We start from the raw sequence: 18,730 nt of genomic DNA, 5'->3' as shown, positions 1-18,730 counted from the left end.
AATGAACTGGGCACGCTCCGTGCCACGATCCTGAATCAACGCATCCAAAGACTCAAGCCACTCGGCAGTCTCATCCGGATCACGATCAGGAAGCTGGTTAGTCAACCCGCTAAGGATATGGGAGTTCGTATCTCCTGCAGCCACGTCCGACCTCTCTTAAAAGCAGTGTGGGGTGCCCATTGCTCTGGCGATGGGCGTGTTTATTCACTCTAGACCGCGGGTGCCCGTTGTGCGTAGCTCCGCATAGGGCATGAACACCGCTGCTGCCAGGGTAGCCGTCCAAAAAGGGGGAACTCGTGCAGGTTGCGTAATGTATATCACATATTCGGGCTGTCCCGTGCAGGGTCCGCCTGCCAGGAGTCGTTAAGTAGAGGCAATCTGGGCTCACCCCCTAGACTGGGGTTTACTGACCAACAACCAGCGCGTAAGCGTTGAATGCAGGAGGAATAACGTGAGCGAGGCCGACGCCGGCACTGTTGCCAAGGTGGCAGGCAATTTGGGGTTCAAGGATGGAGATCTCATCCAGGAACTCGGATATGACGACGACGTTGATTTTGAACTGCGCGATAGCATTGAAGGCCTGATTGGCTCGGAAATGTTTGATGAGGAGGACCACGACGTTGTTGACGCCGTCGTCTTCTGGTGGCGCGCGGATGATGGCGACCTAGTGGATGCCCTGGTGGATTCACTGACAACCTTGGATGAAGGTGGGATCGTATGGATCCTCACACCGAAGCCGGGCCGGGATGGTTACGTCCCGCCAGCTGACATCCAGGAAGCTGCCCCCACGGCAGGGCTGCATGTCACCACCACTGCAGGGGTTTCCGCTGACTGGGCAGCATCGCGCCTGGTTCCACGCAAACGCCAGTAATGCCCGACGCCGGCACACGCCAGAGCTTGCAGGTAGGGGACTGCGCCCCCGACTTCACGCTGTCCAATCAATTTGGTGAGCCAATTTCGTTCAGCGGACAGAGGGGCACTGCTGTGGCACTGGTGTTCTACCCCTTCGCCTTCTCCAGAATTTGCACCGGGGAACTGGGTGAGCTGCGGGACCATCGTGCGGAGTTCACTGCCGCTGGCGTGCGACTGCTGGCCGTGTCCGTGGACAGCAAATACACCCTGCGTGCCTATTCTGAAACAGAAGGCCACGGCTTTGACCTGCTGGCTGATTTTTGGCCGCATGGGGAGGTTTCCGCCGCCTATGGTGTTTTCGATGCCGTGCGCGGCATGGCTGGGCGCAGCACCTTCCTCATCTCGGAGGACGGGACCATAGCTGATGCCTTCAGCACCCCCACAGGGCAGGCACGCCCACTTGCACGCTACCGCCAGGCATTGGCGCGGCTCTAGCGATGGGAAGCTGAGAACATGGATAAAGTGCGTCCAGGCATCGGCGAGACTGCTCTGGTGCGTGCCGCCTGGGAGCGTCCGGAAGCCGGTAACGGTGAGAGCGCCCGAGCTGGAATGCTGGCGCCTGCCGACATCGAAGTTCTTGAAGGAATCGCAGCGCTGTTGGGAGATCATTCAGCTGCGCTGCTGACCGGAGCCGGGCTGAGCACGGATTCCGGCATTCCTGACTACCGTGGACCAAATTCACCGCCACGGCAACCGTTGAGTTACCAGGAATTTATGGGTGACCCCCTACTGCGCCAACGCTACTGGGCCAGGAACCATGTTGGCTGGACACATCTGCACCATGCCAAACCCAATGCTGGTCATTATGCTGCGGAGGCGTTGGAACGTGGTGGACGGTTGAGTGGGATCATCACGCAAAATGTTGATCGCCTGCATGAGAGCGCAGGCGCTGGCAACGTGGTGGACTTGCATGGTCGTTTTGACCAGATTGTGTGCATGACATGCCACAACACCTTTTCGCGGGCATTTCTTGCCAACCTCCTGGACGAGTTGAATCCAGGCTTCCTTGATGCCGTGAGCGATGCCGGAGGAGTGTCGGCGGCTCCCGATGCCGACGCCGAGCTGGAGTCTGAGAAGCTGATCCGTTCCTTTACGCCAGCAACATGCCCGTTGTGCGGTGGCATGCTCAAGCCCGACTTCGTGTTTTTTGGGGAAAATGTGCCCAAGGACAGGGTTGAACGGTCCTACGCCATGGTGGATTCCGCCAACATGCTGCTCGTTGCAGGGTCTTCCTTGACTGTCATGAGCGGGCTGCGTTTTGTAAAGAAGGCTGCCAAGGACGGAAAGCCGGTGGTCATCATTAACCGGGGTACCACACGGGGAGATTCGTTGGCCCGGATCAAATTGGAAGCAGGTGTGGGGGAGAGCCTGGGCTGGTTGGTCGACGCCTTGAAACTCGATTGGCGTATTCCCTAAATCATCATGTACAGTAGTTTCTCGTTGGTCCGGCCAACAAGCACACAGCTTGGAACTGGAAGCAATGAAATGGGTCTTTAGCTCAGCTGGTAGAGCGCCACGTTTACACCGTGGATGTCATCGGTTCGATCCCGGTAGGACCCACCAAAGGAAAGCCCCGCGGCATCAAGACAAACAATCTTGAAATCGCGGGGTTTTTTGTTGTGCCCAGTGGAACCGTTGCGCTCGTGGGCCGCGCCGCCTTCGCGGGCGAAACATACACAGCGTTACTTACGCAGGGCCGCCGTCGGCTCCGGGATGACCTGCTCCAGTGCCGTCTCGCTGGCCTCGGACGGTTCGCCATCGAGGGTGTCTGCGTTGATCACGGAAGGCTCGGACCGCCGGCGAAACAAGCGCCCGAGCAAGAAAGCGGCTACAACAGACACGAGGCACCAGCATACGACGAACACGATGATCTGCCAGATCATGAGCTCTCCTGTTCGAATCGGAACTTGCCATCACACAGAGCGTCGGCATCGGTTCAGCCAGTGGCTGCTTCCGAAGCATCCAGGATGCCTTCGTCGTCAGTTACTCTCCTCAGATAGTGTAGCTGTGACTGCGGCCCCGCAACATACCAAGGCCAATAGGGCCTTGACATACTCAACCGCCGTGTCTGAGTGGTTGACCCACTCGAAACTTCGCCAGCAGTGAAAAACGGGTGTTTAGGATTCCCCAACTCCGCAACGGCCGGGGCGTACACTTGAAACGCCCCGTCGGCTTCCCGGCAGGCTTCGCCTTATTCCCAGCCAAGTATGAGCGCAGAACAACGTTGTTCGAACACCCGCGCATACATCCATCCCTGAGAGAAAGCACACGCCATGAAGACTACAGGCGGCACGCCCGAACTTAGCCCACAGCAGCAGCTGGAGGCCTACGGGTACAAACAGGAGCTCAAACGTTCCCTCTCGACAGCTGACCTTCTGATCTATGGCCTCATCTTCATGCTTCCGATTGCGCCCTAGGCCATTTTTGGTGTGGTGTACAACGCTGCCGGCGGCATGGTCCCGCTGGTTTATTTAATTGGGCTCATTGCCATGATTTTTACGGCGCTGGCGTACCAGCAGATGGCGAAGGCCATCCCGTTGGCCGGTTCAGTCTTCTCTTATGTGGGTCGTGGCATTCACCCCAATGTGGGATTCTTTGCCGGTTGGGCAATTCTTCTTGACTATCTGCTTGTACCCACGCTGCTGTATGTGTTCGCGGCTGAATCCATGGTGGGAATCTTCCCGGATTCCCCGCGCTGGGTGTGGGCGTTGATATTCGTAGCCATCAACACGGCCATCAACCTCATGGGAGTCAGCTCGATGAAGTTGATGAACCGGATCTTCTTGGCCATCGAGCTCATCTTCGTGCTGATTTTCGTAGTTATTGCAATCGTGGCACTCACCGGGGGAACCATCCCCGGGGCCGCCTTCACCATCGATCCGCTATGGGACGCAAGCCGCATCAGCGGTCCGCTATTGGCTGGCGCACTATCGATAGCAGTCCTGAGCTTCCTGGGCTTCGACGGAATAGCGACCCTGTCCGAGGAGGCTTCCGGCGGACGAAAGTCAGCCGGGCGGGCGATGGTGCTTGCGCTGTGCATAGTGGCGTTCCTGTTCATTTTGCAGACCTGGCTTGCTAGCGCCCTCGCTGGCGGGCGAGAATCGTTCAGCGACAACGAAGCTGGGAACGCTTTCTTTACTATCGTGCAGGCTGCATCGAATACTGGCTGGATGACTGCATTCTTCGCCGTGAACGTACTTGCCGTTGGTATCGCCAACGCCATGGCTGCTCAGGCTGCAACCTCTCGTCTGCTCTTTTCGATGAGCCGCGACCGTCAGCTGCCCAAGTTCCTGAGCCGCCTCAACCACCGCCAAGTACCCAGGAACGCCATCATTTTGGTGTCGGTCGTTTCAGCGATCTTGGTGTTGTTCTTTGTAGGACAGATCGACCTGATCTCGTCGCTCGTGAACTTCGGGGCCCTATTCAGCTTCATGTTGCTGCACGTGGCCGTCGTCGTGCTCTACATTGGTCGAAAGAAATCGCGCAACTTCCTGCTACACCTTGTGGCACCCATCATCGGGTTTCTCATTTTGGGTTACGTTCTACTCAACGCCAATATTGATGCCAAAGTTGGCGGCATTGTTTGGTTGGTCGTGGGCGCCGCAGTCTTCGCGTATTACCGGAAAACAGGCCGCAAAACCGACCTGGCTGGTGAGGAAGACTTGAACGCCGTTCAGGTTCCTGCCAGCGTTGAGCAAGAAGGGCCGTAGCTCGTGGAACACTTTTTGGACAAGTCATTCGGCAAGTTCGGTTTTTCTGCCGCTGAAGTGCCGGCACTTCGCATTGCGCCAGGCACCGGTGAGGTGATTGGCTTTGAAACGAGCGACGAAGTCTATCGCCAACTGCACGAGCATGGCGATATGGACAAACTCACAGTTGGGATAAACCCGATCACTGGTCCGGTCTACATCGAGGGGGCCGCGGTTGGTGACGCTTTGGCTGTGACCATCCATGAGATTCGCCTCAAGGATCGTGGATGGTCCGTGAGTCTACCCGGCGTCGGAGCATTGCAGCACGTGATGGGCGAGGATATCGTTGCCCGGCGCGTACCTATCGACGACGCTGGCGTGCATGTGACGGACCGGCACACGTTTGCCCCACGGCCGATGATCGGATGCATTGGAACGGCTCCAGCCGTAGGCTCCAATTCGACGATTCTGCCCAGCTATGGGCAGGGTGGAAACATGGATCTCACCGAGTGCCGCCCGGGATCCATTATCTACTTACCCGTCATGGTCGAAGGAGCCTATCTGTCGATCGGTGACATTCACGCCATCATGGCCGAGGGTGAATCGTCGTTCGTGGCCATCGAGGCCGAAGGCATCGCCGTTGTCAGTGTGGATCTTGTGAAGGACATGCCCCTTCGTGCCCCACGGTTGGAAACCGCTGACGAATGGATCTTTGTCGGCCTCGGCGATCCGGTGCAGGAAAGTATTAGGCGTGGTTACGAAGACATGTTTCACTTTTTGGTCGACGACAACGGTTGGGAAGCTGGCGACGCCTACGCGGTCATGAGCGCCGTCGGGCATTCACGCCTCGGTGGACCTACAGGTTCGTCGGATGCAGACCCGTTGCATCCCATGACTGCCGTAGGAGCGGTGACAACGCACAGATTGCCGAAGAACGTGTTGGGAGTTTCCGACATAGAGTGAAAACTTTGGCTTACGTGCGCTTGAGCCTGGCGAAACCCGAGGCGGTGTCGCGTCGCATATGATCACTAACGAAGAGCCAGTTGTTATGGTCATACATTGAACGTTGACCCCGGAGCCTGCGGGGAAGCGGCAGCAGGGGGAAACATGAGCGGGATGTCTTTTACGGCCATCGACTTTGAAACAGCTAACAGCTACCGCGCCTCGGCGTGCGCTGTGGGCATGGCCAAGGTCCGCAACGGACGGATCGTTGAGGAGGCTTCATGGCTGATGAAGCCGCTGCCCGGCTACGATGACTTCCTGCCCGTGAACATCGGTGTTCATGGCATCACCGCCGCGCAGGTCCGCGGGCTGGACGATTGGAGCACCCTGCACCACCCGATGCTTGAGTTCATCGGTGCAGACGCCCTGGTTGGTCACAATGTCAGCTTTGAACGTTCCGTAATTTTCAAGGCCAGTGAAGCCTGCGGCGTTGTGATGCCTGACTTTGACTACCGCTGCACACTCAATCTGGCCCGCAAGCACCTGACGTTGCCCAAATACTCACTCTCCGACGTGGTCACCGCCTTGAGCCTGCCCTCCTTCACCCATCACGACGCCGGAGCTGACGCTGCCGCCAGTGCCCAGGTGGCCCTTGAGCTCGCACGGCGCACCAATGCTTCCACGCTGGACGAGCTGTGGCCAGCGATGCCGAAGACGAGGAGCGGTGGCACGCCCAGCTACTATGCCTCCGGCTACACCCGCAAGCTTGCCGATCTGCCCAAGCCGGCCCCGGACGCGAATCCCCATGGCCCCCTCTACGGACAGACGCTGGTGTTCAGCGGGGATCTGGTGGCCATGCCGCGGGCCGAGGCCCAAGATGCAGCCGCTGCCAAGGGTGCGGTGATTGCCAACTCCACCACAAAGAAGGTCACTCTTGTAGTGGATGCGACTGCCGGCCTGCCAGGCTCCGTGCCCAGTGGGAAGGTTCGTCGCGCCATGGAGCTGGCGGCCGCCGGGCAGCACATTGAAGTGATCAGTGAAGGGCGCTTCCTGCGTTTGCTCGCCTTCCAATAGGAGCCTGGCATGAATGTCTGACCCCGCCGGTAGCGTTCACGCCATGAACTTTTCCTTGGCAGAAGTGGCCGTGCAGACCAACACAGATGGGGTGCCCCTCACAGTGCACCGCAACGGCCGAGAATGGATTGTCGGCGCTGAACCGTTGCGCTGGTATGAACGGCGGCAGTGGTGGAAGCAGGCGCAGCGTATGCCCAAAGGCCACGGCCGCGTTGACGTCCAAGTATGGCGTATTCAGGCCCGCCTTGGCCGGAATATGCGCAGCGACCTGGTCACCATGGAACTTGAATGTGATGCCACGGAAGGACGGTGGCTCATGCGGGAACCATTGAGTGTGGCCAGCTGACAACCTTGCCGCGGGGATTGATTAAAACTGAAAGGTTCCCCGCCACAGCTATTGGGGGACGCTGTGGTGGGGAACCAGTAACAAAAATATAGCGTGTGATTCTGGAAGATGCAAACTGACATGCAGAATTTCCGGATGACTGCCAAAATGTAAAATTCGCGTACTGGGAAGGTGGTCGTTGCCTATCGAGCAGGGCTCAGGCAGGCCCCCAGCTGCCCACTTAAAGTGAACGACCTTCCACTGTGGCTATTGGGGGACGCCACAGTGGAAGGTCTACAGAAAAATATACGCGCCTGTCACACAAAATACAAGACCGGACGTTCTACCTCCTCCGGATGGCAGATGTGAGGCTGTGGAATAGTGAGAGCTTTCCAACATTCACGTCCAACATGCAGTCGCAGGTGGGGAAGCAGGCATGGCACCGATAAGCTGGAAGAAATCATTATGTTTGACTCTGGAGGTACTATGTCTGCACACAATGGATCTGCACAAATTGGCGTGACCGGCCTGGCCGTTATGGGCGCGAACCTTGCCCGTAACCTTGCCCGCAACGGTTACACCGTGGCGCTGCACAACCGCTCGGTTGAAAAGACCAACGCCCTGTTGGAAGCCCACGGCGATGAAGGCAACTTTGTTCGCACGGAAACGCTCGCAGAGCTCGTTGAGTCCTTGGAGAAGCCGCGTCGCGTACTGATGATGGTCAAAGCTGGTGCACCCGTTGACTCGGTCATCGATGCGCTTGTCCCGCTCATGGAGGCCGGGGACATCATCATCGACGGCGGCAACTCCAATTTCCAGGACACCCGCCGCCGTGAAGCTGCGCTGGCGAAGAAGGACCTGCACTTTGTGGGCGTTGGTGTTTCCGGTGGTGAAGAGGGTGCCCTGCTGGGCCCGTCCATCATGCCCGGCGGTTCCAAGGAGTCCTACGATGCCCTTGGCCCGTTGCTGGAAAAGATTTCGGCCAAGGTCGACGGCGAGCCCTGCTGTGCATGGATCGGCACCGATGGCGCCGGCCACTTTGTGAAGATGGTCCACAACGGCATTGAATACGCTGACATGCAGGTCATCGGTGAGGCCTACGACCTCCTGCGCAGTGCAGCCGGGATTGAACCGGCAGAGCAGGCTGAGATCTTCGGCAAGTGGAACGAAGGCCAGCTGGCCTCCTTCCTGATCGAAATCACCGCAGAGGTGCTCGGGCATGTCGACGCCAAGACCGGCAAGCCGCTGGTCGACGTCATTGTTGACTCCGCTGGCCAGAAGGGCACGGGCCGCTGGACGGTCCAGTCCGCCCTTGATCTGGGCTCACCCACCTCGGCCATCGCCGAATCCGTGTTTGCCCGCGGTCTCTCCAGCCAGCGCGGCCAGCGTGCCATCGGCCAAGAAGTCCTGGCCGGCCACGAGGTCTCCGTGGAACTGGGTGCGGACTTTGTTGAAGATGTCCGCCAGGCCCTCTACGCGTCCAAGCTCATCAGCTACGCACAGGGCATCGACATGCTCACCAGCGCTGCCGCCGAGTACAACTGGGATCTGAAGCTAGACGAGATCGCCTCCCTGTGGCGCGGCGGCTGCATCATCCGCGCCGAGCTGCTCAAGGACATCACCAAGGCCTACGCAGCCGAGGAGAAGCCGGCCAACCTGTTGTTCGCACCGGCGTTTGCAGCTGAAATCGCCGAGGTTCTCCCGGCCTGGCGCCGCGTTGTCGCCACCGCTGTGCAGTTGGGCATCCCGGTACCGGTGTTCTCTTCCTCGCTCGCGTACTACGACGGTCTGCGCCGCAAGCGCCTGCCCGCCGCCCTGACCCAGGGCCTGCGTGACCTCTTCGGCGCCCACACGTACAACCGTGTTGACGAAGAAGGCACGTTCCATACGCAGTGGAGCGGCGACAAAACCGAGGTCAGCGCAGTAGACACACACTAAGCTCCCTTTCTTGCGGGCGACGGCGGCCGGTTACCTTTCCAGCGAAAGGTCACCGGCCGCCGTCGTTCTCTCACCATGGTCCCAAGACGGACAGGGGGAGGAAGGGCTGAAGTGGAATCACCCAGCCGGGATGCTTAGCGGCCCAGGCGCTGCCGGGCCGTTCCTGTTCCGGGGCCCACAGCCACGCGCCGGGTGGCCGCAGCCAAGCCAAACGCCGGCATGTCGGTGTAAACAGTTTCCTGGTCCTTGGCAGAGATTTGGTAAGTCTCGTGCCAGATGCCAACGTCCCCCGTGCCCGCAGTCTCCTTCATGAACGCCCGCCAAGGGGCCAGGTGGGGAGCTGCGCGGTCGGCCGCAAAACGATGCAGGTGTTCGGGGCTTTCCCAGTAGGAAAGCAGGATGGTGGTCCGGCCCAGCCACTGGTGAAAGCCCAGCATGCCGGCGTCCGAGGTGGTGGCGAGGTGGTTGAGCATGCGTGGCATGGCCGCGACCGTGCGAAACGTCTTGGCCAGTTTCCACCAGCGGTTGGCACGCATGCCGATGAGGAATACGGTGACGGTGTCCGTCTGCGGGCTGGCAGTGTTGCCGCCCTCAGCCTGCGGGACGTTGCGGCCGGTGCGGACACCTCCACCACGGCCATCTATTCGCTCTTTGGGGGAAAGCAGGAGCTGTTGTCAGCCGTGGTCGACGAAGGCTTCCACTCGTTTGCCGCGGACCAGCATGCCGCAGCGCCGCACGGGCTGCTGGCGTTGGGAAGGGCGTACCGTCAATGGGCGCTGTCCCGTCCCGTGCTTTACTCGCTCATGTTTCCGGGGGCACAAGGCGGTGCCGTCGACTGCCCGCCTACCTTGGACTCTTCACATAAGGCAATGGCGCCGCTCATGGCTGCCTTGTCATTCCTGCTGGAGGCAACGCCCGGAGCAGGTGCACCGGACGCTGTTGCCATAGCCGTTTGGGGGCAGGTCCATGGACTTGTCAGCCTGGAGTTGTCAGGGGTGGGATTGGCCGCTGAAGCCTGGAGCGCCGCCTACGAGGCGGCGCTTTCTGGCCTAGCTCGCGCGTATGTGGCGAACTGACGAGACCGGGCATCCGCTGATGCGGCCGCAGGAATCAGGCTGTGGCTAGATCCACATGGCTGGGTCGATGTACTCAGCCGGGTCCACTGCGGGGGCCATTTCACGCTTTGCGTCGCGGTGGCGCCACGTGGCGGGAATGCCGGTAATGATGGAGTTGGCGGGTGCGTCCTTGACGACGACGGAGTTCGCCCCGACGGCGGAGTCGTCACCGATGAGGAGCGGGCCCAGCACCTTGGCGCCGGCACCGATGGTGACGCGATTGCCGATGGTGGGGTGTCGCTTGATTTTGGCCAGGGAGCGCCCGCCCAGAGTGACGCCGTGGTAGATCATGACGTCGTCGCCAATTTCGGAGGTCTCCCCAATGACAACGCCCATGCCGTGGTCGATGAAGAAGCGCCGGCCGATGGTGGCTCCGGGGTGGATCTCAATGCCGGTGGCAAAGCGTGTCAACTGTGACAGGACCCGGGCAGGGAAGCGCAAGCCGGGGTTCGCCCACATTTTGTGAGTGAGCCGGTGCACCCAAATGGCGTGCAGCCCGGAGTACACAAAAAAGTTCTCCATGGAGCCCCGTGCCGCAGGGTCATGGGACCTAGCCGACTCGAGGTCTTCACGTATTCTGCCGAAAAATCCCACAGACTTCTTTCCGTTGGTCGCCGTCGTCATTCTTCGGCGCAGCGTGCAATGCGTCAGTACTTGGTGGATGCGTACTTAACGCATCAGTACTTAATGTGGCACGGCCCGGACGTCGGAAGACCCGCATTGCCGAGGAAACTACGTCGGCAATGCGGAATCGATCTGGCCATGCGAGCCAATAAACACCACTTGTGGCGGGGTATTAGCCCCGGATGTCGTCGTACAACACCGTTGAAATGTAGCGTTCGCCGAAATCACAGACGATGGCAACGATCAGCTTACCGGCGTTCTCCGGGCGTTTTGCCAATTCGAGGGCTGCCCACACGATGGCTCCAGATGAAATGCCGCCTAGAACGCCCTCTCGCACGCCCAGGTCGCGGGCGACACGGACGGAGTCCTCAAGAGTGGCGTCCATGACCTCGTCGTAGATGTCCTGGTCAAGGATTTCCGGGATGAAGTTTGCGCCGAGGCCCTGGATCTTGTGCGGACCCGGAGCGCCGCCGTTGAGGATGGCTGAATCGATGGGCTCAACGGCCACAACCTGCACGCCGGGCTTGCGTTCCTTGAGCACCTGACCAACGCCAGTCACAGTCCCACCGGTACCGACTCCGGCGACGAAGATGTCAACGGCCCCGTCGGTGTCTTCCCAGATTTCCTCGGCCGTGGTGCGGCGGTGGACGTCCACGTTGGCGGGGTTGGCGAACTGCTGGGCCCAAATGGCATTTTCGGTGTTGGCCACGATTTCCTTGGCCTTGTCGACAGCTCCGCGCATGCCTTCCGAACCTGGGGTCAGGACAATGTCGGCACCGTAGGCGCGCAGCATGACGCGACGCTCGGTGGACATGGTTTCGGGCATGGTCAAAATGACTTTGTAGCCGCGGGCGGCACCGACCATGGCCAAAGCGATTCCGGTGTTGCCGGAAGTGCCTTCCACGATGGTTCCGCCGGGCTTGAGCTCCCCGGATGCTTCGGCAGCGTCAACGATGGCAACGCCGATCCGGTCCTTGACACTGTTCGCCGGGTTATAAAATTCCAGCTTCACGGCGACAGTGGCGGCAAGGCCCTCCGTCAGGCGGTTAAGCCGCACCAAGGGGGTGCCGCCAACCAGCTGGGTGACATTGTCATAGATAGGTGCCATGAATGGTCCTTAGATTCTTTGATGAAACGATGGGGTGCAATTCCTCGCGCGGGAACGCACACTGTGCATATCCGTCAGCGTATCGACTAGCCCTGCGCGGTTCTAGGCGGTGAGCCACTTCGCGTAATGTTTTCTTACTTTGGCGATTTTTGGGTTGATAATGACCCGGCAATACCCCACTTCTGGGCGTTCGGCATAGAAGTCGTTGTGGTAGCCCTCCGCCGGATACACCACACCAAGCCGTGTTACCTCGGTGACAATGGGGTCTGCCCACAACGGTTGGTTGCGCACAATGGCAGCCCGAAACTCCGCTTCTTCCTGCTCGTCGCGGTAGTATAGGACGGAGCGGTACTGGGTCCCGACGTCGTACCCTTGACGGTTCAGCGTGGTGGGGTCGTGCTGGATGAAGAACATGTCAAGAATGGTCTCGGCAGGAATGACGGTCTCGTCGAACGTCACCGTCACCACTTCCGCATGGCCAGTCATACCTGTACAGATTTGGTCGTAGTTCGGGTTCGGCAGGGCTCCGCCGGAATAGCCGGACACTACCGACTCGACGCCCACGGTCATTTGATACACGGCATCCAGGCACCAAAAGCAGCCGCCGCCCAACACAAAAGTCTTCATGTTTATTTATAAGTCATCCAGGCCCCCGAGAATTCCCGTTCCCTTGTGTGCCCCGCCGGCCTGTATGCTCCACCCGCCACTAAGCTGGTGACATGAGCAAGGACCCCACTTTCCCCACGCCCGACGCCGGACCGGAATCAGTTGCCCACGTCACCGACGCCGGTGAAGCTGACACCGAGATTGTTGAGCACGCTGAACAGGCTGAACAGCACGTAGCGGGCTCGGTGCCACTTGAAACTCCTGTTCTTGCCGATGTCCTGATAGCCACAGAGGAGCTGTGGCCTGAATCCCTGGCCGAGGAATGGGACAGGGTCGGCTTGGTGGTGGGCCGCGTCGACGCGGATGTGGAACGGATCATGTTCGCCGTTGACCCCACCCTGGAGGTTATTGACGAGGCACTGGAATGGGGTGCCCAACTGCTGATCACCCACCACCCCCTGCTGTTGAAGGGCGTCAATTCCGTGGCAGCCACGTCGGGAAAGGGGCGCGCTGTTCACAGGCTGATCGAGGGTGGTTGCGCCCTACTGACAGTCCATACGAATGGTGACAGCGCCGTGGGGGGCGTCTCTGACGTGCTGGCGGATGCCATTGGCTTGAATGATGTGCAGCCGCTCATGCCTGCAACCCACGGACTGCCGGAAGAAGGCATCGGAAGGGTTGGTGTCCTGACGGGTACGCAGAAGCTGGGCGATTTGGCTGCCCGCATCTTTTTGATGTTGCCAGCTGTTGCCGGTGGCGTGCGCGTCGCAGGGGACAAGGACGCCTTGGTGCGCAAAGTTGCCGTGTGCGGCGGCTCCGGGGACAGCTTGTTTGATGCCGTGCGTGCCAGTGATGCCGATGTGTATGTCACGGCGGACCTGCGCCACCATCCGGCCTCGGAAGCACGTGAAGCGCGCGCCGACGGCAAACCGTATTTGATCGACTTGTCCCATTTTGCCAGTGAATGGCTGTGGCTTCCGGCTGCCATGGCAGCGTTGGGCAATGTGCTTGCCGATCAGGGCTTTGCCGCCGAACTGGCTTTGAGCCAAACCAACACGGACCCGTGGGACTTTATTCTCACCCCCGGGAACTAGGCTGGGAACAGGCACACCCATTTTTTGATGTAGCAGGAGGACTTACATGGCCAAGGCAGCCCCCGGGGAGCAACTGCGTTTGTTGGAGGTACAGGCACTGGATGGCAAGTTGCGGGGCTTGGATGTGCAAGCCAGGGAACTGAAGGAAGATCCTAGGCTTCCGGACCTGCACGCCGGGGTCACCGTGGCCAAGGGCGACCTCGTGGTGCTTGACACGGCAGTCAGCGATGCCCAGCGGGCGCTGACCAAAGCCGAAGATGATGTGGCTGCGGTAGTTACCAGACTTGATCGTGACGAGGCCAAGCTGAACAGCGGCTCCGGCCTGTCCAAGGATCTGATGGCGCTGCAAAGCGAAATTGAGTCGTTGATCAAGCGACGCAGCGACCTTGAAGACACCGAGCTGGAGAACATGGAGGCCTTCGAGGAAGCCACCGCCAAGCAGGCTGCGCAGCGTGAGCTTGTGGCCCAGATGCAATCGGTCCTTGACAGTGTCCTAGACGAAGTCCGCAGCAAATTGGGCGGTCTGAAGATGGAGCGCGACGCCACGTTGGCTGAGCGGGCCGAACTGGCCGCCACTTTCACCCCGGAACTGTTGGCCCTCTACGATCGTGCCCTGGCGAAATACGGGGTCGGCGCTGCCCGCTTGTTCCACGGAAAATCTGAAGGATCCGGCATGCAGCTCAGCGCCGGCGACCTGGTGGAGATCAAGAAGGCAAGTGCGGACACCATTGTCTACTGCCCCGATTCAGGGGCCATTCTTGTCCGCTCGGAGGAGTGGGGCTGATCAGGCCCCACGCCGGGAGCGGCGCGTCTTTTGGCCACTTGCGGCGTCTAGTCCGTCAGGATGATATTCAGTGCATGGGCTTTGCGCGCTGTGCCTGAGATGAGTTCCACGTTCCACTTCTCGGCTGCGGCCCGGCGCAGCTGCTCAGGGGTCTCAGGCGCCATGCCACGACGGGTCAGCAGATGTCTGGCCAGCTCTCCGCGGGTGTGCTTGGCGAAGTGGGAGACTACCTTGCGGACGCCGTCGCGCTCGGTGAAGACGTTGACGGCCACGGTGCGTTCCGGATCGGGTACCCAAGCCGCGGCATAGGTGCTGGAGCGGCAATCCACCAACAGCTGGCCCTCCGTGTATGCGAGTAGTGCAGCGGCAAGCTTTGGTTTCCAGAAACTGGCCAACTTGCCAAGTCCCGGCAAACCCACCGACATCGAGAGCCGGTAAGCGGGGATCCTGTCGGCAAAGCCCACAGCGCCCCATAGCCCGGAGACAACAACGACGGCGGAATCGGCCTTGCGCTTTTGGGCCGCCGTCATGCCGTGGTAGCCCAGGGCATCAAAGAGAACGCCCGTGTAAATACTATGGGCGGGGGCCGCCGGTTCGCCGGCCAGACGGGTGTTGCGGCGCACTTCCTGATGCAGCGACGCACCCACCCCCAGCTGGGTCAGTGCGTCTTCCTGACTGGACACGGAAGCGAGTGCGCGGGCCACCTCCTGCCGGGCGGAGGTGAGTTCCGGGAAGCTCAATTCAGAAAGATTGGCGGGGTTCCCAGTTTTGGCGGGAGTTTTTCCTTCAGAGGGGGGTAGCAAGATCAGCACCGTTTGAGCTTATCGGCATCGGGGCTGCGTAGACGCCACACGGGCAGCACGACAGGCTTTGTGTAGACCGGTCTAGTAACACAACTCACGGAAGTAGCGAAGAGTGGTGATTCACTGACAAACTGATGTTGGCTTGAACCAAGGGTGTTTTAGGCTAGAAGAGGTATATGACGTGACGACCGACCACGCTTCATCCAATGGCGATGCCGTCTTGGATTCATGGATCCAGCGCGAAACTATGGCGGAGGCAATGATCCCGCTCATCGGCCGCCTCTACCGTGAAAACAATGTGATTCTTTCAGTCCACGGACGCAGCCTCATCAATCAATCAGCCGTTAGCTTGCTGAAGATCCACCGCTTCGCCCGCCACGTGGACGGGGTGCTCTTGCGCCCCGAAGAAACCCTACCCCTGTTGCAGGCGATGACCACACTGAACTTGGGTCCGGCCTCCATCAACCTGGCCAAGCTGAACCTGAAATACGCCCAAGAAGGCGCCGGACGCACCCGCGAGGAATTCCTGCGCACTGAACTGGCCGACGTCGTTGACAAGCAGGGCCAGAACACGCCGACCGGCACAGACGTGGTCCTGTATGGCTTCGGCAGGATTGGACGCCTGCTGGCCCGAATCCTCATCGAACACTCAGGCGGCGGCAAGGGCCTGCGCCTGCGTGCCATCGTGGTGCGCAAGGGTGGCGACTTCGATCTGACCAAGCGCGCCAGCCTGCTGCGCCGCGACTCCGTCCACGGTCCTTTCACCGGAACCATCACCATTGACGAAGAGCGCAACATCATCCAGGCCAACGGCACGGCCATTCAGGTGATCTACTCCGACAACCCCTCCACGATCGACTACACCCAGTACGGCATCCACGATGCCCTGGTGGTGGACAACACCGGCCGCTGGCGCGATGAAGAAGGCCTGTCACAGCACCTGAAGAGCAAGGGTGTGGCGCGGGTTCTGCTCACGGCCCCCGGCAAGGGTGCGTTGAAGAACGTGGTCCATGGCATCAACCACGGAACCATCAAGGACAGCGACAAGATCATCACTGCCGCCTCCTGCACCACGAACGCCATCACGCCGGTGCTGAAGGTCCTGAACGACAAATACGGCATTGTGCACGGCCACGTCGAGACGGTCCACTCGTTCACAAACGACCAGAACCTGACTGACAACTTCCACAAGGGCGACCGCCGCGGCCGATCGGCAGCACTGAACATGGTGCTCACCGAAACAGGTGCCGCCAAGGCTGTGGCCAAGGCACTGCCCGAACTTGAAGGCAAGCTGACAGGCAACTCCATCCGCGTACCCACGCCCAACGTGTCCATGGCGATCCTGAACCTGACACTGGAGAACGGCACCACGAAGGACGAAGTCAACACGTACCTGCGGGACATGTCCTTGAATTCCGAGCTGCGCAAGCAGATCGACTTCATCGATTCCCCCGAAGTGGTGTCAACCGACTTTGTCGGCTCGCGCCGTGCAGGGATCGTCGACGGCCTTGCCACTATCAGCACCGACAAGAACCTCGTACTGTACGTCTGGTACGACAATGAATTCGGCTACAGCTGCCAGGTGGTCCGGGTCATGGAGGAAATGGCGGGCGTTCACCCGCCAGAGTTCCCGGCCCTGCCGGTGCGCGTCGGCGAAACCAGCCCCGCACTGGCGTAAGCCGCCAGCACCAAGGTGCCTCCCCGGCGTCGAGCATTCATGCCCGACGCTAGGGAGGCACCTTTTTGCGCCCGTGGCCTGTACAATTAGTGGCTGGATAGGGCAGCTGGGCAACCGCGCGTCGCGCAAGCGGCTCGAGGAACGTCCGGGCTCCACAGAACAGGGTGGTGGGTAACGCCCACTCGGGGCAACCCGCAGGAAAGTGCCACAGAGAATAGACCGCCGGCAGGCCGTAAGGTCGCGCAGGTAAGGGTGAAACGGTGGTGTAAGAGACCACCAGTTCCCCAGGTGACTGGGGAAGCTTGGTAAACCCCACCCGGAGCAAGGCCAGACAGGGCATGCTTGAGGGCTGTTCGCCCGAGTGTCTGGGTAGGCTGCTAGAGGGCGTCGGCAACGGCGTTCGTAGATGGATGGTTGCCTCTCCGCCGCGGGTAACTGCGGCGGATGACAAAACCCGGCGTACAGGCTGCCCTATCCAACATCACAGGCCGCCTCCCGCGTGAATTTACGCAGGAGCGGCCTTCCTTGCACCCAAAATAGCTGTCAGGGCCCTGGCGGTCATTTCAAACTGCAGCTCCTGTGGGTGTTCGCTTGGTCACCCGCAGGAGCTGCGATATGAGCGAGTCAGGTTCGTGGAGCGGGTAGAACGTTTAGGTCTCGCAGTATGGTTCGTGCGGAGGTGATCCCGGTTTCGATGGCGCCGTCGACCACGACACCGTTCCAGCCTTTCGCCCAATCAGCGCCAGCGAAATGAAGCCGAGTTCCGGTGGAGCTGAAATGGTGCCATCCGTTTGTGAACTGTTCCGAGGCAATGGTGGACCATGTTTGTCCACTCCACTTATCTGCCACCCAGTCATGCCCCGTGGTTTCGACAACTTCAAGGTCCGGGCGCCACCGTTGGACCAGTTCCTGGACCTGTGTGGCATTGTGCAAGTCGATCTGAGTGTGGTCCGGTCCGAAGCCAACCAGGATTGTCGTGTCGTCGTCCAGGAAGTATTCACTTTTCATCATTGCCAGTGGGTTGCCCGAGGGGGCGGTGGCAATAATGTTGTGGTGGCCTTTGACCTTGATCCAGATTTTGAACCCCGTGGAGTTCGAACCTTGAATGACAAGTCGTTGCTGATCAGCTGAAAGCCCGGGAGAGAAGCTCAAGTGTTTCAATGCGCCCCAGGGGGCCGTGACGATTGCCGCATCGCCTTCGTGAACCACTCCGTCGGTAGTTGTCAGCCTGACACCATCGCCACTGTGTTCGATCTGCTCCACAGCCGTATTCAAGTGGATGGGGCAATTCAGGTCTGCAGCAATTGCCGTGTAGATTCCGCTCATTCCCCCCTTGAGCTTGAACTTTAGAGTCTGTTCATCGAGGAGGGACAGCCGGTGATCGCTCAAGGCAGCCCAGTGCTTAGCCATGAGCGGGGAAGCGGAGGCGGTGTGGCCGTTGTAGCCTGCTGACCAGTATGCGTCGGCCAAGTCGATCTCTTCCCGGCTGAAGTCTCCGTCCCGCAAGATATCCAGCACGCTGCCTTTGTCGGCCTCGCGGAATCGTTCGACTACCTCCGAGGGGCCCTTATAGTCTTCCCCGAGAACGTGCAGGGGCTCATGCGGATAGGGGAAGAACTCCCGCGAATTCTCAAAGATTTTCGCCTGGGGGCGGTGCAATATTTCCTCCATGTCCGCTTCGGTTCCTTCTTGGACCGTACCTCCGGTGAGCCAGTAGGCGCGCTCGTACTCGGGGCTCGGGTAAATCTCCTGGCCGTATCGAACAATCTCAGTCCAGATGAACGGCTGCATCCAATGCACCCAGGTAGCGCCAATTTCCAGGGTGTAGCCCATGCGCTCCTCGGTCCATGCGCGGCCTCCAATGCGGTTGCGTGCTTCGAAGATTTCCACCTCCACTCCGGCAGCTTGCAGCTCACGCGCGGCGACCAAGCCGGCGAAGCCGGCTCCGACGATCAGTACCTTTGCAGACATGGGGTCCTACTTTCATGGGGTTGTTTTGAATTGACGAGGGGTGGGGCGATGCGGTCTTGCATGTTGG

The 18,730-nt window shown here is 60.0% G+C and carries 20 protein-coding genes, 1 tRNA gene and 1 other RNA gene; 15 read left to right on the top strand and 7 right to left on the bottom strand.

Features of this window, described 5'->3' with window-relative positions; translation table 11 throughout:
• Positions 1-451 precede the first annotated feature (451 nt).
• The 4 genes from JMA46_RS13665 to JMA46_RS13650 all read left to right on the top strand — a co-directional run bounded on the left by JMA46_RS13665 (position 452) and on the right by JMA46_RS13650 (position 2,475).
• Positions 452-871: a DUF3052 domain-containing protein gene (locus tag JMA46_RS13665; RefSeq protein WP_207345892.1), complete on the top strand. Its 420-nt coding sequence runs from the start codon at positions 452-454 to the stop codon at positions 869-871.
• Complete coding sequence (locus JMA46_RS13660; RefSeq protein WP_207345891.1) at positions 871-1,347, top strand: peroxiredoxin; 477 nt, start codon at positions 871-873, stop codon at positions 1,345-1,347. Before JMA46_RS13665 ends, JMA46_RS13660 begins: the two co-directional genes overlap by 1 nt.
• A gap of 18 nt (positions 1,348-1,365) precedes the next feature.
• On the top strand, positions 1,366-2,328 hold the full coding sequence (locus JMA46_RS13655) for a Sir2 family NAD-dependent protein deacetylase (RefSeq protein ID WP_207345890.1): 963 nt from the start codon (positions 1,366-1,368) through the stop codon (positions 2,326-2,328).
• 71 nt (positions 2,329-2,399) lie between these two features.
• Positions 2,400-2,475: transfer RNA gene (locus JMA46_RS13650), tRNA-Val, on the top strand.
• A 119-nt stretch (positions 2,476-2,594) separates the two neighbouring features.
• Here the strand turns inward: JMA46_RS13650 and JMA46_RS13645 are convergent.
• The gene (locus JMA46_RS13645) at positions 2,595-2,795 is read right to left on the bottom strand and encodes a hypothetical protein (protein WP_207345889.1); all 201 of its coding nucleotides are present in this window, start codon (positions 2,793-2,795) and stop codon (positions 2,595-2,597) included.
• Positions 2,796-3,185: 390 nt separating this feature from the next.
• Between JMA46_RS13645 and JMA46_RS17270 the strand changes: the two genes are divergently transcribed.
• The 6 genes from JMA46_RS17270 to gndA all read left to right on the top strand — a co-directional run bounded on the left by JMA46_RS17270 (position 3,186) and on the right by gndA (position 8,880).
• Positions 3,186-3,329 carry a hypothetical protein gene (locus JMA46_RS17270; protein ID WP_247647305.1) on the top strand — a complete coding sequence of 48 codons (144 nt, stop codon included), beginning with the start codon at positions 3,186-3,188 and terminating at the stop codon, positions 3,327-3,329.
• Positions 3,330-3,341: 12 nt separating this feature from the next.
• Positions 3,342-4,622, top strand: a complete 1,281-nt coding sequence (locus JMA46_RS13640) for an APC family permease (protein ID WP_348770172.1) — start codon at positions 3,342-3,344, stop codon at positions 4,620-4,622.
• Positions 4,623-4,625: 3 nt separating this feature from the next.
• Positions 4,626-5,564, top strand: a complete 939-nt coding sequence (locus JMA46_RS13635; RefSeq protein WP_207345888.1) for an acetamidase/formamidase family protein — start codon at positions 4,626-4,628, stop codon at positions 5,562-5,564.
• A gap of 144 nt (positions 5,565-5,708) precedes the next feature.
• Complete coding sequence (locus tag JMA46_RS13630; protein WP_207345887.1) at positions 5,709-6,617, top strand: exonuclease domain-containing protein; 909 nt, start codon at positions 5,709-5,711, stop codon at positions 6,615-6,617.
• A 13-nt stretch (positions 6,618-6,630) separates the two neighbouring features.
• Positions 6,631-6,963, top strand: a complete 333-nt coding sequence (locus JMA46_RS13625) for a DUF6504 family protein (RefSeq protein ID WP_247647304.1) — start codon at positions 6,631-6,633, stop codon at positions 6,961-6,963.
• Between the two features lie 465 nt (positions 6,964-7,428).
• The gene (gene gndA, locus JMA46_RS13620; protein ID WP_207345886.1) at positions 7,429-8,880 is read left to right on the top strand and encodes an NADP-dependent phosphogluconate dehydrogenase; all 1,452 of its coding nucleotides are present in this window, start codon (positions 7,429-7,431) and stop codon (positions 8,878-8,880) included.
• A 134-nt stretch (positions 8,881-9,014) separates the two neighbouring features.
• Here gndA and JMA46_RS13615 read toward each other — a convergent pair whose 3' ends face one another.
• Positions 9,015-9,416 (bottom strand): DUF4188 domain-containing protein, encoded by a 402-nt coding sequence (locus JMA46_RS13615; protein WP_207345885.1) that lies wholly within the window; start codon positions 9,414-9,416, stop codon positions 9,015-9,017.
• On the opposite strand from JMA46_RS13615, the gene JMA46_RS17490 reads away from it, so the two are divergent.
• On the top strand, positions 9,342-9,956 hold the full coding sequence (locus JMA46_RS17490) for a TetR-like C-terminal domain-containing protein (protein ID WP_207345884.1): 615 nt from the start codon (positions 9,342-9,344) through the stop codon (positions 9,954-9,956). The two genes, JMA46_RS13615 and JMA46_RS17490, sit on opposite strands and share 75 nt — an antisense overlap.
• A 45-nt stretch (positions 9,957-10,001) precedes the next feature.
• Here JMA46_RS17490 and epsC read toward each other — a convergent pair whose 3' ends face one another.
• The 3 genes from epsC to msrA all read right to left on the bottom strand — a co-directional run bounded on the left by epsC (position 10,002) and on the right by msrA (position 12,354).
• Positions 10,002-10,589, bottom strand: coding sequence for a serine O-acetyltransferase EpsC (gene epsC, locus JMA46_RS13605; protein ID WP_207345896.1), 588 nt, complete (start codon positions 10,587-10,589; stop codon positions 10,002-10,004).
• Between the two features lie 202 nt (positions 10,590-10,791).
• Entirely contained in the window at positions 10,792-11,727 is a 936-nt protein-coding gene (gene cysK, locus JMA46_RS13600; RefSeq protein WP_207345883.1) for a cysteine synthase A, read from the bottom strand.
• A gap of 102 nt (positions 11,728-11,829) precedes the next feature.
• Positions 11,830-12,354, bottom strand: a complete 525-nt coding sequence (gene msrA, locus JMA46_RS13595; RefSeq protein ID WP_207345882.1) for a peptide-methionine (S)-S-oxide reductase MsrA — start codon at positions 12,352-12,354, stop codon at positions 11,830-11,832.
• Between the two features lie 92 nt (positions 12,355-12,446).
• Between msrA and JMA46_RS13590 the strand changes: the two genes are divergently transcribed.
• On the top strand, positions 12,447-13,427 hold the full coding sequence (locus tag JMA46_RS13590; protein WP_207345881.1) for a Nif3-like dinuclear metal center hexameric protein: 981 nt from the start codon (positions 12,447-12,449) through the stop codon (positions 13,425-13,427).
• 46 nt (positions 13,428-13,473) lie between these two features.
• Positions 13,474-14,211 carry a C4-type zinc ribbon domain-containing protein gene (locus tag JMA46_RS13585; protein ID WP_207345880.1) on the top strand — a complete coding sequence of 246 codons (738 nt, stop codon included), beginning with the start codon at positions 13,474-13,476 and terminating at the stop codon, positions 14,209-14,211.
• 47 nt (positions 14,212-14,258) lie between these two features.
• Here JMA46_RS13585 and JMA46_RS13580 read toward each other — a convergent pair whose 3' ends face one another.
• A complete protein-coding gene (locus JMA46_RS13580) occupies positions 14,259-15,023 on the bottom strand; it encodes a peroxide stress protein YaaA (protein ID WP_207345879.1) in 765 nt (254 codons plus the stop codon).
• Between the two features lie 172 nt (positions 15,024-15,195).
• On the opposite strand from JMA46_RS13580, the gene JMA46_RS13575 reads away from it, so the two are divergent.
• Complete coding sequence (locus JMA46_RS13575; RefSeq protein ID WP_348770171.1) at positions 15,196-16,692, top strand: glyceraldehyde-3-phosphate dehydrogenase; 1,497 nt, start codon at positions 15,196-15,198, stop codon at positions 16,690-16,692.
• A gap of 98 nt (positions 16,693-16,790) precedes the next feature.
• An RNA gene (gene rnpB / locus JMA46_RS13570) (RNase P RNA component class A) lies at positions 16,791-17,170 on the top strand.
• A 146-nt stretch (positions 17,171-17,316) separates the two neighbouring features.
• Here the strand turns inward: rnpB and JMA46_RS13565 are convergent.
• Positions 17,317-18,663: an NAD(P)/FAD-dependent oxidoreductase gene (locus JMA46_RS13565; protein WP_207345878.1), complete on the bottom strand. Its 1,347-nt coding sequence runs from the start codon at positions 18,661-18,663 to the stop codon at positions 17,317-17,319.
• Between the last annotated feature and the right edge of the window lie 67 nt (positions 18,664-18,730).

This window comes from Arthrobacter sp. E3, assembly GCF_017353415.1.
Lineage (GTDB): Bacteria > Actinomycetota > Actinomycetes > Actinomycetales > Micrococcaceae > Specibacter.
Note: the sequence above shows the minus strand (reverse complement) of the source record. Positions and strands in the feature narration are given on the sequence as shown.